The following is a 12751-nucleotide window of genomic DNA, read 5'->3' as shown; positions in this document are numbered from 1 at the left end:
AACTCGCCATGGCCTTCATCACACTCAATAAGCTGTTATGAAACAGCCTCTAGCGTCGAGGTTGAAAAGAGCCAGTTACTTACGGTTCACCGGATCCATCCAACGAGTTATTTGCGCAACGCCGTCCTCGTTTTGCCACACCCGCACGGCTTCTTCTTCTCGATGGCTTTGGCCGACTGCACGGTGATAATCGGCTTCCCGGCCGCACCCGCCGCAATCTTCATCAAGGCGATGCGCTTCTTGTGGTCGGTCACACCGGCGAAGTGAAGGAACTGGCCTCGATGCCACGCCTTCATGTCCTTGTCCCGATACCACTGCCAGTGCAGGTCCGAACCCATCGGCCAAATCTTATGGTCGTTCAGGCACAGCATGATGCTGATGTGGTTCTGCTCGGCACAGTGCCGCCCCATGAACGGCTTCTGCATCGGCTTGAAAGAATCCCGGTGTTCCCGTGACGCCACCCACAGGCCGCTGTTGAGCATCCACGGCGGGACGGTCGGCATCGGGTAGCCCTGGGACTTCACCAGTTCCTCGATCTCGGCGTAGTACCACGCAAAGCCCTGGTGCATGTACGGCAGGTCGTCGTGCTTGCCGACGTGATCGGCCGGGACAAGCTGGAACAGGTTCGGGGCGGAATCCCGGACGATTACGTCGGCGTCGATGTAGACGATCCGCTCGTAGTAATCGAAGAACTGCTCCACCCGGAACTTGTCGAACAGTGGGAAGATGGGGATTGTGGCCGTGTCGGACACGATCTCGTGGTAGTCGGCGTCACACCGGGCGGCGTATCGACGGATCGACTTCCGGCTGAGGTGCAGCATCTCCTTGCCACGAACGCCGATGCCGAGCGTCACGACGGCCACGGCCTTCGTCGGCGTGATCGGGGGTAGCGGCGGCAACGGCACGGGGTCGATCATGTCATTGATCGACCAGAACGGCGTGGCCGTGCCTGGGTCAGGTCTAACTTGTTGTTCGCAAACTCGGTCATTCGTGAATCGCCCAATGTAACGTGCCCATGCCCATGTCGCACGGCAGCATGAAGAACCCCGTGCGGGTGGCGGCGTAGAACTCCGGCTCACAGGTCGGCTCTATATCACCGCTGTCTCCAACCGTCAGGTGTTCCAGGGTTTCGATGCCCCAAGTGATGTCGGCGTCCAGGTCTTCGGGGATGCCCGGTGCGGACCCGTTGCAGTACACTTCGATGTGGAACAGTTCGCCGCACAACGTCCCGTCCCATATCCATCGGTCGGGTGCTTCAAACGTCATCGCCCCGCCACTTCCCGACGGGTCGCAGGTGCAGCCCAGCCCTTCCAGGCCGAGAACGGTAAAGGTCAGGTCCGCAGGAACGCCGTCGGCACACCCGCAGTTGAACGTGACATCGCCGCCACAGCACAGTTCGGCGAACTCGGCCGGGCACTCGGTAAATGGAATCCCGTTGTTCGTGCCCTGTTCCAAGAAGACGCAACCCGTGCCGTCCCACTCGGCTTCCCACTTACAGAGTTCCTGGTTCCCGTCATAAAGCTGAACGGCCCAGAACCCGTCGCACTCGTCGCTTCCAGGTTTCTGTAGGTACAGCGTGTTCCCGTCCGGCCCCGGTGCGATGTATGTCGAGCCGGTCAACTCGAAGGCGTAGGTGAACCCGTTGATGGTCACGTTGAAGTTGCACTCGTCGCAGGGCGGCGGCGGCGGGTCGTCAATGCACGGGTAACAGCATGGAAGGCTGATCGTGCTGCTGCTGTAACTGTCCTGCTCAAGCGAACAGCCGTTGAACGAGAAGGCTGTGGTGACGATGCCGAGCTTCGGCGACGGGCAGCCCGACGCCAGATACACGGACGTGACGGCCGAGAACGTCCCGGAGATGTTCACGTTCAGCTTCCCGTCTTCGCCGATCTCCAGGCAATCCCCGATGTCCAGGTAGAAGTTGCAATCTTCTTCGTTCCAGTTGATGCCCTCACCGGCCGCACTCTCGCCGTCGAGGACGATGGTTCCCGGATCGCAGCCCGACGGGTCATCCTCTTCTTCCACGATGCGCAGACCGCAACAGGCTTCCACCCCTGAACTGGCCGACACGACCCACACACTTTCGCCGTCGGCCGTGTCGCCGGAACGCTGGCCCATGTAGCGACGGCCCACGACCAGGGTGTCATCGTCGTTGGCCGGTAGTGCCTTCACTGAGGCGAAGGTTTCCCACGATTGGGCCACGGCGTCGTAGTAGCTGACGCTGCCCTCGTACTCACCTTCTTCCGCCACGGTGATCTCGACCCACCCTTCCTGTCGGTTGCTGCCGCCCGACGCACCGCTACCGGCAACGGCCGACGTGTTCAGCAGTTGTTTCAGCCGGTCGGCCGTGCCCTGGGATAGAACGTAGCTGGTCATGGGGCGAGGATGCTGGCGAACGGCCGCTGCTTGCTGTCCTTGAACAAGAGGTAAACGAGCGGGTCGCCGAGGGCGAGCTTCCGGCCCGCACCGTCGAGCGGAACGGGATCGGAGACGAAGTTACCCTGGCTGTCCTTGATCTTCTCCGTGGGCTTCACGGTCGAGACGTACTCGTAAGTCCCGCAGTCGAGGACACGAACGTCCCAATCGGGGTCGCCGATCAAGAGCGTCAGGTCGATCTGGTAGTAGTAAAGGTTCTGCTCCCAGACCGACTGTATCTCGTACCCGGTACACTTGAGCGTGTTCGGGGCGAACCCCAGGAACGTGTCGTTGTTCACGGCCCCGGTGTAGTCGGCCTTCCGGTTCCAGGGGGCGTAGGCCAGCCATGTCGTGATCGTGACGCCGGGGATGTACCGCTTCCGCATAACGGGCGGGCTGAACGCCTGCCCGTTCGACGCCCGGACCTTCTTCGACGGCGTGCTGTAGTCGGTGGTGAGGGCTTCTTCGACTTCCACCGTGACGGACTTCACCATCAGCGGCCGGAGCGTCGGGTCTTGCGAGGCGGATGGCGTCGGGGTGGTCCCGGCGTTCAGGTCGGTGCTGCCGACGCCGAAGTCGAACGGCTTGCTGTCGTAGACGGCGGTGAACTTCCAGACGTTCTTCTCGCCTGCGACGGGTTCGGACGACTGGCTCTTGCACCGTGCCCACAGGTCAACTTCGCTGCCGCCGCAGTCGTACTGCGAGTACAGCCCCAGGTCGTACTTGAGGCCGACGGCAAGGGCCACGGCCCGTGGGCCGTCGTCGTCGTTGCCGTCCGATTCGACCAGGAATTCCCGCTTGTACGTCCGGTATCCCTGCTCGTCGATGTTGCCCGTCCGGGGTAGCTCGTAGATGTCATCGGGGTCTATCGCCATGAGCTATATAGCCCTGTCACTCCTGAATAAAGTGGTTGTCGGCAGGGCCGATATCACGTTCGGGCAATAAGTAGAACTTTGCCGAAAGACGGATCGGTCGAAAAGCCGAAGTGCAGGATTGCGTTCTCCGGCCTCTCAGGTGATCTCGCCATGACAATAAAAATGCTACCAATTGGAGCGTTCGCACTGATTGTGTTGATGGCAAGTTCAGGGACGGGCATCGCACGGATTCTTGCGAATTGGCCTTACGACAAGCTTATGAAGGAAGCGGACTTGGTGGTCATTGCCGTGCCGTCAAAGACAGAGGATGCCGATGACAAACCACCTGAGCATGTTTGGAACTATGAGTTTGTTGGGCAAAACACGACATTTGAGATCAAATCGGCATTGAAAGGTAAGGTCGATGGCAAAAGCATCAAAGTTCTACATTTCCGATTTGGCGATCTTAAGAAAGGGCTTGACCCGAACGATTTCTTCAGTCATGTGATTATGGACGGACCATGCTTTGTTGCCTTTGATTTAGCTAAACCAGCTTCGGAACACCTGCTGTACCTAAAGCTGATGAAAGACGGCCGATACGAGCCTGTTTCTGGCCGTGTCGATCCCGAGTTGTCTGTCCGTCAGCTAACGAAGCCTTTGAGCGAGAGCAATGAAAAGAAGCCGAAATAACCGCTCACAGCACGTTAAATCCCACGAACCGATTGATGCCCTCGGCGATCTGGCCGAGTAGCTGGTTCCCTTGCTGGCGAAGCTGGTTGCCCTTCTTGAGCAGGTCTTCCTGTTTCTGGGATTCCATCTCGAAGTTCGCAGCGATGCGGGCGGCGTCTTGGCTGCCCTTCAATGCCGCCGCAATCGGCTTGTAGTCGGTGGCCGTGTTCTGCCCGATCTGGCCGGGGTTGTTCAGCTTGTTGATCCGGTCCTGAAGCTTCTGGTTGTTCATCAGCCCGGCGTTGAACGCCTCGAAGAACTTGTCCACGGCCTGCTGGTTCTGGGCGAACGGCTTGTTCCACAAGTCGTTCCAGCCCTTGTCACGGACTTCCCGCCCGCCCTGCACCAACGCCGGGTCGTCGATGGCCCGGCCGATGATGACGGCCCCCTGGCCGACGAAGGCGTCGGCCAGATTGGATGCCTTCGTCCACAAGTCCATGAGCGTAGCCGTGGCCTTCGCCACGGCCTTGATGATCGTGAGCGTGACGTTCCCGAACCGGGTAAAATTGTTGCCGGACGTGCCGAGGGCCGCACTGATCCCGTTGCCGAGTTGTTCGATGAAGGGTGCGAGGGCAATCACGGCCTCGTCGAACACCCGGCCGATCTTGGCCTGCGCCTCGTTGAACGCCTCGGTTGCGAGTTGTGCCCGTGCCACCTGTTCCGTGCTGACCTTGTACTGGTCGGCCATCGCCTTCAGTTCGGCCGTGGACTTCCCGAGCAGGCCGACCAAGTTCTTCCCCGTGTCTTCGCCGAACGCCTTCAGGAGTGCATCGACCTGCTCGGCCGGGTTCTTGATGTTCTCGATGGCCCGGAACAACTCGAAGAACTGTTCCTCCGGGTTCAACTTCGTGAAGTCCGCCGCACTGATCTTCAGCTTTGAGAACAAACTGGTTGCGACTTCCGACGTTCCACTCAACGCTTCACGGCCACGGCCGGAAAGTGTAATCAAGCCTTCGAGGAAGTCCTTCGTGTCGCTACCGGCAGCCTTCGCCGCCCCCGCAATGCCGGTGAACTGTTCGGGCGTCAGGCCGAGCGACGTGGCGATGCTGCCTTGCTTCGCAAGGTCGCCGATCCGCTCGAACGGGCTGGTGAGGGTGTCGGTGAGCCGGGACGTGATCGAGGACGCCACGCCCATCACCCCGCCCGTCAGGACGGACTTGAAGCCACCGGACAAGCCCTTAAACGTCTCGCCGACCTTGCTGCGGACCGACGACGCCCATGTCGTGACTTCCGACTTCGCCTTGCCCAGCCCTTGCGACAGCGGGCCGGAGTTCGTGGACAGGATGAGGGACGCAGTGCCGAGGGATGTAGCCATGCGTTATCTACGCTTGTCGTTGATGGCTTTCGCCCACTCCCGCAGTGCGTCCTGGGATTGCTTGGCGTCCAGGCGGTCCGGCGTCTCCCACTTCGGAACGAACTTCGATACGGACGGCGGGTTCTTGCACTGAGTAGCGGCCATGACGTGCGCAAGGATCGCCGTCCTTACGTCGTCGGCCACGAACGTGAACGGTTCCAGGTCGTGATACGCCTCGTACCATCCAAGCTGGTCGGCGGTGAGCGTGTCGGCCAAAGTGAAAACGCATTTTCCCTGCTCACGGGCCAGCCGGAACAGGGTCAGAAGGGCGGGGTTGGCCTTAATCAGTTTTTTTTAGCGGCGGTCTGGCCGACGGCGTTCGCCGTGACGCACAACTCCAACAGCTTCCCGGCCGTCACCGGGTCCACGCCCTCGGCGTCTTCCACCGTGGGGAACATCGGCTGCCCCTGCGTGTCGAGGACGCACAGGTGCAGCATGTGGAAGTCGGCCTTCCAGGGCGTCTCCTTCATCGTGTTGTGCAGGTGAAGGACGTGGGCGAGTTCGCCCGCCGTCATCGGCCGGATGAGAACGGCTACGCCGTCGATGTCCGCCCTGGTCGGCTCGGGCTTCTTGAAGATGGCGTTACGCAACCGTCACCCCGCCGCAGACCTTGACCTTCCCGGTGACGCCGACGATCTCTTCCGTCATGATCTCGCTCTCCAGGGCCATCAGCACGCCCTTGAACGTGAACGTCTGCACGCCGCCCGCCGTGACGCCGTTCTCGTCCGGGCCGCTGATCTTCCACTTGTTGTCGTTGGCCCCGGTCTTCTTCTGCCCCTTCAGGGCGAACAGGGCCGAGTAGACCGTGGCCGTGTAATTGAACTTGAACTCGACCGTGCCGCCGTCGGCCAGCCCGAACAGGAAGTCCTTGTACCCGTCCGTGATGCCGAGATGCACCACGTCGATGACGCTGTGTTCCGATGACGGAAGTGTGATGCTCGTGACTTCCGCCACGTCGGTGAACGTGCTGCCGCCGTCCGTGCTGTAACCGATCTTCGATCCGATGCCCAAAATCGCCATAGTACCTCGTGAATGCTGAGACGAGGTATCTAGGGGGCGTCAGCCCAATTCTGCCCGCAGGGACGACGACAACAGGGATGAGAACCGGCCCCGGCTGCGGGACAGGGCTTTCGTGAGGAACTTCCGGGCCGAGAGCTTGCGGCTTCCCCACTCCATCAGGTGAGCGTATCTCGCCGGGCGGACCGGCTTCCCGTTCCACGCCCGCTTCCGCCGCTTCACCTTCTTCTGCTTCATGGGCTTGGGCTTGGCAGTGAAGTCCTTGATGGCGTTGGCGAGCCGTCGCCCGGCCTTCCCACGAACGGACTGCCTTCGGCCCGCCGCATTCCTCACGGTCTGGGACAGCTTCCGTCCCGCCAGTTGCTTCAGTGAAGACAGTCGCTTCTTCACTGATTGAAGGGTCTTGTTCGGCTTCTTCGGCTTGATCTTCTTCGGCTTCTTTCTGACCCGCTTGAAGGTGCTGCTCGGCCCGATGATCGCCGCCCACGTCTTCGACTTGGCGTAATACTTCACCTTGATGCGGATCGACTTCTTCAGGTTGCCCACGTCGGCCGGGGCCGCAGCGACGACGGCCGATTTCACCGGCACGGCAGCCTTGTTCACGGCGATGCGGATCGTGCCCTGGGCGTCCACGGCGCACCACAGCGAGCCGCCGGGCGTCCAGGCGTCCACCCGCTGCCCGTTGTCCGGGTCGGTCGTCGGCGTGTAGCTCTGCCACGCCATGCTGTGCTTGTAATCACCAGTTGCCATAGCCCGTTATCCCCAGCATGAATTGATCGCAGACGGCCCGGAACCCCATCGGCAAGTCCCGAAGCACGAAGCTCGTCGCCGTGTACGCCTCCCGGTTCTTGAAGTAGTGCCCGGCCAACAGCTTGATCGCCAGCTTCACCGTCTCGGGCGTGGTCGTCCACCCGGCCACGAACTCGACCTGGGCCACCGGCCTCTTCACCGAACTCAGTGACGGGTAGCCGTCGGGCAGCCACACCCACGCCGGACACGACAGCAAGTCCGTCTCGTAGCCTTCTACATCCTGAAGCTGATCGTCCTGGTCGTAGACCTTCACCGACACGATGCTGGTGACCGGGGCTTTCATCAGGGCGACCGGCCCGTTGAACTGGTGGACGTGCTGGCGGAAGGTGGTGGGCTTGCACGCCCGGCCGGTCATCGCCTCGAACGTCTCTCGGGCGGCGGTGATGTAGCCGGTCAGGAGGGCGTCTTCGGCGGCGGTGTTCACCCGCAAATGCGTTTTCAGTTCATTCAGTGAAACCGGCTCGGCGGCGGGCGGCGTGACGATCTCGATGGCGTACTGGTGGGTCATGCAGCTATGTAGGGGACGGGCGTAAAGAAACCCGCACCGCCATGAAGGAGCCGGTGCGGGTTCCTGCGTCCCCTCCAGAGGACATCTCACGTTACGACGCCGGGGCTGCGAGGTACTTCACGGCGTTCGGCAGGATCAGGTTGCCCGTGCCCCGTGCGAACGCCTGGAAGCTGATCTGGCCGTTCAGGATGCGCAACTCGTTCAGCCGGTAAACCTCGATGCCCATCACGTTCCGCCACAGGTAGTTCGAGTAGTCGCCGAAAGTGGCGATGCGGGCGTTGGCCCCGCTCACCGCCATGTGGTGATTGCGGTACACCGGGAACCCGTAGAAGGTCGCCGGGATGCCCGCCTGTAAGCTCGGCTGCCAGAGGTACTGGCCGTTCGTGTCCTTGAGCTTCCGCACTTTGGCGATGGTCGCCGGGTTCATCATGTACCCCACGCCCGGCCCGGCCCGGTACGCATCGTCCAGGGATTCGGCCAAGTCGATCAACACGTCGCCGCTCAAGGTCGGGGCTGCGGCCGTGCCGGTCGCCACGACGCCGGAATCCGTGGACCGGGTGACGATGCCGTGCGGCTGGCCGGAGCCAGTCCCGACCGTGACGTGTTCCGCCCACGCCCGAGCGAACCGGGCGGCAATCGCCTTGCTCACATACGCCACAAGGTCTTCGCTGGAATCTTGCAGCAGTTCCAGGGAGAGGACGATTTCCTTGCTCTCGTACTTGTAGCTGCCGAGCGTGACGTTGCTGACGGCGAAGTCTTGGGCGGTGCTTGCCCCTTCTTCGGCAAGGATCGCCGCCTTGTTCGTGGTGTCGTTCATCACCGGGATGGGAAGCGGCTGGCCGTTGTCGCTGTTCCGGTAGCTGATGAGGGAGAGGACGGGGGCGTATGCCTTCAGTTCCTCGTAGTACCCCTGGTAGAAGTCACTCCACTGCACCGAGCCGGTGGTGTTCGTCTTGTTCATCGCCCGGCGGTGCAGGCGGGCGTGGGTCAGCGGAATCTCGAACCCGCCGTCCAGGTCAACCCCGCACCGGGCGGCGTTGTCCAGCATGTCGGCCGTGAGCCGGTGGCCCTTCACGCCACGGGACAGCCAGCATCGCAGGGCGTCCCCGGCGTCCGGGTCGTCCGTCTGCGGGGAAAGCTGGGCGATGGTCTTCCGCTTGGAATCCTTCAGCGAGGATTCCGCCCGCTCGACGGCCTCCCGCTTCTCCACGGTGTTGATCTTGGCTTCGAGGGCGTCGGCCTCGGCGAAGTGCTTGTCAACGACTTGATTTTCTTCGGCGGACAGTTCCCGCTTCTCGGCGTCGGCCCGGTCCAGAACGGACCGGGCGTCGTGAATGGCCTTTGCTCGGGCCTCTCTGAGTTCGACTGAGTTCATATTTCTCCGTGAGTTTCAAAACCACGGAGGTATGTAGCCGAGTGCCCTCAAAAATACCGAGCCTATGCGAGCGACCGCTTCAACAGTTCGAGCCGCTTGTGGTACTTCCCGGTACTCCTCAGCCCGGTCAGCACGGCGGCGTGGTAGGCGGGCATCACGACCGGCCCGCACTCGACGACATCCAGGTCGAGCAGTTCTCGGGTGTTCCCGTCCCACCTGTCCTTCCGCACCGAGAACATGAAGCTGCACCCCTGAAGGTCGCCTCGGGTGAACATCTCCTTCACGTCACGGGCGTGGTCCGGGAGTTCGACGCTGAACCTCAAGCCTTGATGGTCGGCCCAGACCTTCGCCGTCCCGGAACTGGTCCGGCCGAGCAGCCGGTTGGCGTCGTGGTTGAAGCAGACCAGCACGTCCCGGCCGTCCTTCAGTGAACGGTCGAACGCCCCTGGACGAACGATCTCGGTGAACGTTCTGCCGCCCTCTCGAATCGTGGTCGGGCTGTCGAAGATGGCCCCGAATCCCGAGAGCGTGTTCCCGTCGGCCGTGTACACCGCCCGGTAGCTCCTGACTTCCTTACTGTCCATAGCCGCTCACCGTGGGTTTGATGTGGTAAAAGGTCACGTCGGTCTTCCTCAACTCGGCCACGGCGTCAGCCAGCTTCGTCACGAACTCGGCGTCCGGGCGGGCGTGGTCACGCAGGTGGAGGTTAATCATCACCTTGATGGCTTGTAGCTTCTCATCCATTGGTCGTGTCCTCATCAGGTCGGGGTTGTGGAGTGGCTTGTCCCAGGTTCAGCGGGAATCGGTGTACGTCGCCGCCGTCCACCGGCGGGTAGCCTTCTTGTGCCCGGACTTCGTTCACCGAGAGGAAGCCGTGCGTCAGGGCCACGCCGTAGGCCGTGTACCGGGCCTGCTTGTCCGTCCGCAGAAGTTCGTCGGTCACGAACTCGACGGAGTACCGGCCCTTCTCCGACGGCATGATGAGCTTCTTGGTTAGCTCGGCCTCCCACTTGTCGAGCCACGGCCGCAAGGTGGTGGTGAGGAAGTCCTGGTTGAGCGTTTCCAGGTTCCCCCAGGTCGCCTTCTCCAGGCTGTGAATCTTGCTCGGCGGGCAGTTGAACAGTCTCGCCGCCTCGTACACGAACCACTGCAACAACTCCTTGTACTGGCTCTGCTCGTTCGTCGTCATCGTGAACGGCTTGAACTGCATCCCTTCTTCGAGGATCGCCATCGTGCCGACCTGATCCCCGCCGTGGAGTTGCTGCCAGCTTCGCCGGACGTTCTCACGGGCGATGTCGGACAGGACGCCGGGGTACTCCAGTGCCCCGCCCGGCCGGACCATGTTGCGGAACAGGGCGTTGCCGTACTTCTGGGCACTGAGGGCGAAGCCGATGGTGTCTCGGGCCAGCGACAGGATGCGGTAGCCGACGCTGCCGTCGGGACTGAGGCCGGGGACGTGGACGACGTTCTCTTGCCGGAAGTCCGCTTTCACGGCCCCGGCGTTCACCGAGTACACCAGCCCGGCGTCGTCCCTCGTCACCCGCATGTTGCGGGGGTGGATGACGTGCAGGTGCTTGGGTCGGCCCGTCCCATCTTCCCGTTCGATCTCGGCGTAGGCGTTCCCGAAGAGAAGAGCGTGGGATTGTTCCGTCTCGAAGAACACCGGCCGGGTCTGCTCCCCGTTCGGCTCGTCGAACATGACGTTCAGCGGGTGGTTCTCGGCAACGCTGCCGTCCTTGTTCTTCACGACGATGGGCAGCGACCCGACGGCCTCGCTGATGACCTTCACGGCGCACCAGATCGCACTGATGCCCAACGCCGCCTGCTCGCCCAGCCCCTTCCCGGCCTTCAACCCTTCGATGGTCTGGACAAGGCCGCTCTCGATGCCGTCTTGGAGGGTGATTCCCCGCTGCTCGTAAACTGAATCCATGCCATATGTAGGGCGTCACAACGCAAGAATTCCCCGGTCTTAGTACACACTCGGTTTCGGCGGTGACACGTCCACCTGGAGTGCCTGCGACAACGCCATCAAGAGGGCAATCAGGTTGTCCTTCTTGTTCTCCCGGCGGCTCGTCTCCGGCTTGACGTACCCCTTGCCGTCCCGGTGCAAGTAGCTGTGGCCGAACCCCCACGACTTCACGGCGACCGTCTTGTCGTCGAGCGGGGCGACCAAGCTCACGGCGGTCAAGTCCCGTGTGGCCCCCACGTCCACGCCCAGCACCACGGCCCGGCCGTCGAGCGGCGGGAGGATCGCCTTGCACGCATCCCACGCCTCCACCGGAATCCAGACGTTCTCGGCGTCCTTGTACTGGTTGAACTTCAGAATGCAGAACGTGTGGCGGGACGTGGCCTCTTGCTTGTCCCGGTTCCACTGCGCCCGGAAGTCCTCGATGCCGTGCGTCACGCCGAGGCTCGGGTTGGCGAGCCGCCAGTTCGCCTCGTCGTCCAGGTCGGCGGCGTCGGGCGTCTCGAACACCCACGGCTGGAACGTCGGGTCCACGACTTCCCCGGCCAGCACCTTCTTGCCGTACTGCACCAGCTTGAAGAACTGAGCGTTCTTGTTGAACCCGGCCGTGGACGTGATGACCTGGAGGCTGTTCGGGATGGCATCGCCCGAGTTCTTGAGGGCGTTGTACAGGTCGTCCTTCTTGTGGAAGGCAAGCTCGTCGTGAACCACGAACCCGAACCCGTGCCCGAACTTCCCGCCCACGTCGCTCGACAGGCTGCGGTAGTGGCCGTTCTTCTTCGGGTACAGGATTTGTTTCTTGTGGTTGACGCAGTGCAGGGCGGACGCCAGCTTGACGTTGCTCTCGACGGCGAACCGGAGCCAGTCGTAAATCTGGGCCGCCTGCTCCTTGTTCACGGCCACCGACGCACATCTCGGCGACATCATGCCGTCGGCGAGCAGGTGGTACGCCGTCAGGCCGTAGGTGAGGGCGGACTTGGCGTTCTTCCGGGCGCAGGTCAACAGGCCGATCTTCGTGAACCGCAACCCGTCCGGCCGGAACCACGAGTAGACCGAGTGGATGAAGTCCTTCATCCAGGGCAGCAGGACGAACGGCTTGCCGCTCTCCAGCACAAGGTTCGATTCAATAAACCGGATGACCCGGTTCCCGCCCCGGTCCTCGTCGTAGACCCCGCCGAGCCGCAGCTTCTCCTCGTCGGACTTACTTCTGACCAGCATTCAACCTCGCCTGCGCCGCAAGAAAGTATTCCTCGTCCCGCTCGACCCCGACGAACGACCGGCCGGTGGTGATACACGCCTCGCCGGTCGAACCCCCGCCCATGAACGGGTCGAGAACCGTCCCTCCCGCCGGGCAGACCATGTTCACTGCCCACGCCATCACCGCCACCGGCTTCTGGTACGGGTGGTGCTTGTTCCTCGTCTCAATCGCCGTCACGATGTAATCCTTGAACAGCTTGCCCTTGACCGCACACGGCTGCACGCCGCCGACGACCACGAACATCTCCATCCCGTAGGCCGGTCGCTTGTTGAACTGCGGCCTCGGGTTCGACTTGCACCACGCACACACCCGGAAGGGTCGAGGGCCGATCCAGTCGAACAGGCTCGGCAGGTTCGCCATCGTACAGAACACGCCGACATGCCCGCCCGATACCCGCCACGCCTGATCCAGCCAGCCGGTCGTCCACTCGTCCCACTCGTGACGGACCTGCTTCACCTTGCCGCC

The 12751-nt window shown here is 62.3% G+C and carries 16 protein-coding genes; 1 reads left to right on the top strand and 15 read right to left on the bottom strand.

Annotation, left to right across the window (positions count from 1 at the left end):
- Window positions 1-107: 107 nt before the first annotated feature.
- The 3 genes from AC5JJ2_RS07085 to AC5JJ2_RS07075 form a co-directional block, all read right to left on the bottom strand.
- Complete coding sequence (locus tag AC5JJ2_RS07085; protein ID WP_495857270.1) at window positions 108-917, bottom strand: hypothetical protein; 810 nt, start codon at window positions 915-917, stop codon at window positions 108-110.
- A gap of 67 nt (window positions 918-984) precedes the next feature.
- Window positions 985-2376: a hypothetical protein gene (locus AC5JJ2_RS07080; protein WP_495857269.1), complete on the bottom strand. Its 1392-nt coding sequence runs from the start codon at window positions 2374-2376 to the stop codon at window positions 985-987.
- Complete coding sequence (locus tag AC5JJ2_RS07075) at window positions 2373-3290, bottom strand: hypothetical protein (protein WP_495857268.1); 918 nt, start codon at window positions 3288-3290, stop codon at window positions 2373-2375. Before AC5JJ2_RS07075 ends, AC5JJ2_RS07080 begins: the two co-directional genes overlap by 4 nt.
- 78 nt (window positions 3291-3368) lie before the next feature.
- Here AC5JJ2_RS07075 and AC5JJ2_RS07070 point away from each other — a divergent pair, with 78 nt between their 5' ends.
- Entirely contained in the window at window positions 3369-3959 is a 591-nt protein-coding gene (locus tag AC5JJ2_RS07070) for a hypothetical protein (RefSeq protein ID WP_495857267.1), read from the top strand.
- A 4-nt stretch (window positions 3960-3963) separates the two neighbouring features.
- Here AC5JJ2_RS07070 and AC5JJ2_RS07065 read toward each other — a convergent pair whose 3' ends face one another.
- The 12 genes from AC5JJ2_RS07065 to AC5JJ2_RS07010 all read right to left on the bottom strand — a co-directional run bounded on the left by AC5JJ2_RS07065 (window position 3964) and on the right by AC5JJ2_RS07010 (window position 12742).
- On the bottom strand, window positions 3964-5313 hold the full coding sequence (locus tag AC5JJ2_RS07065; RefSeq protein ID WP_495857266.1) for a hypothetical protein: 1350 nt from the start codon (window positions 5311-5313) through the stop codon (window positions 3964-3966).
- Between the two features lie 3 nt (window positions 5314-5316).
- Window positions 5317-5568, bottom strand: a complete 252-nt coding sequence (locus tag AC5JJ2_RS07060) for a phage tail assembly protein T (RefSeq protein WP_495857265.1) — start codon at window positions 5566-5568, stop codon at window positions 5317-5319.
- 68 nt (window positions 5569-5636) lie between these two features.
- Complete coding sequence (locus tag AC5JJ2_RS07055) at window positions 5637-5942, bottom strand: hypothetical protein (protein WP_495857264.1); 306 nt, start codon at window positions 5940-5942, stop codon at window positions 5637-5639.
- Entirely contained in the window at window positions 5935-6372 is a 438-nt protein-coding gene (locus tag AC5JJ2_RS07050) for a hypothetical protein (RefSeq protein ID WP_495857263.1), read from the bottom strand. Before AC5JJ2_RS07050 ends, AC5JJ2_RS07055 begins: the two co-directional genes overlap by 8 nt.
- A 39-nt stretch (window positions 6373-6411) precedes the next feature.
- A complete protein-coding gene (locus AC5JJ2_RS07045; RefSeq protein ID WP_495857262.1) occupies window positions 6412-7119 on the bottom strand; it encodes a hypothetical protein in 708 nt (235 codons plus the stop codon).
- The gene (locus AC5JJ2_RS07040; protein ID WP_495857261.1) at window positions 7106-7687 is read right to left on the bottom strand and encodes a head-tail connector protein; all 582 of its coding nucleotides are present in this window, start codon (window positions 7685-7687) and stop codon (window positions 7106-7108) included. The genes AC5JJ2_RS07045 and AC5JJ2_RS07040 overlap by 14 nt, the downstream gene beginning before the upstream one ends.
- Window positions 7688-7778: 91 nt before the next feature.
- Window positions 7779-9062, bottom strand: coding sequence for a phage major capsid protein (locus tag AC5JJ2_RS07035; RefSeq protein ID WP_495857260.1), 1284 nt, complete (start codon window positions 9060-9062; stop codon window positions 7779-7781).
- Between the two features lie 62 nt (window positions 9063-9124).
- Complete coding sequence (locus tag AC5JJ2_RS07030; protein ID WP_495857259.1) at window positions 9125-9646, bottom strand: HK97 family phage prohead protease; 522 nt, start codon at window positions 9644-9646, stop codon at window positions 9125-9127.
- The gene (locus AC5JJ2_RS07025) at window positions 9636-9806 is read right to left on the bottom strand and encodes a hypothetical protein (protein ID WP_495857258.1); all 171 of its coding nucleotides are present in this window, start codon (window positions 9804-9806) and stop codon (window positions 9636-9638) included. Before AC5JJ2_RS07025 ends, AC5JJ2_RS07030 begins: the two co-directional genes overlap by 11 nt.
- Entirely contained in the window at window positions 9799-10992 is a 1194-nt protein-coding gene (locus tag AC5JJ2_RS07020) for a phage portal protein (RefSeq protein ID WP_495857257.1), read from the bottom strand. The genes AC5JJ2_RS07025 and AC5JJ2_RS07020 overlap by 8 nt, the downstream gene beginning before the upstream one ends.
- Before the next feature lie 39 nt (window positions 10993-11031).
- Window positions 11032-12246: a terminase TerL endonuclease subunit gene (locus AC5JJ2_RS07015; RefSeq protein WP_495857256.1), complete on the bottom strand. Its 1215-nt coding sequence runs from the start codon at window positions 12244-12246 to the stop codon at window positions 11032-11034.
- Window positions 12230-12742: a DNA-methyltransferase gene (locus tag AC5JJ2_RS07010; protein WP_495857255.1), complete on the bottom strand. Its 513-nt coding sequence runs from the start codon at window positions 12740-12742 to the stop codon at window positions 12230-12232. The genes AC5JJ2_RS07015 and AC5JJ2_RS07010 overlap by 17 nt, the downstream gene beginning before the upstream one ends.
- Window positions 12743-12751: the final 9 nt, after the last annotated feature.

Source organism: Limnoglobus sp. (genome assembly GCF_059499385.1).
This window is presented reverse-complemented; position numbering and strand designations above follow the sequence as displayed.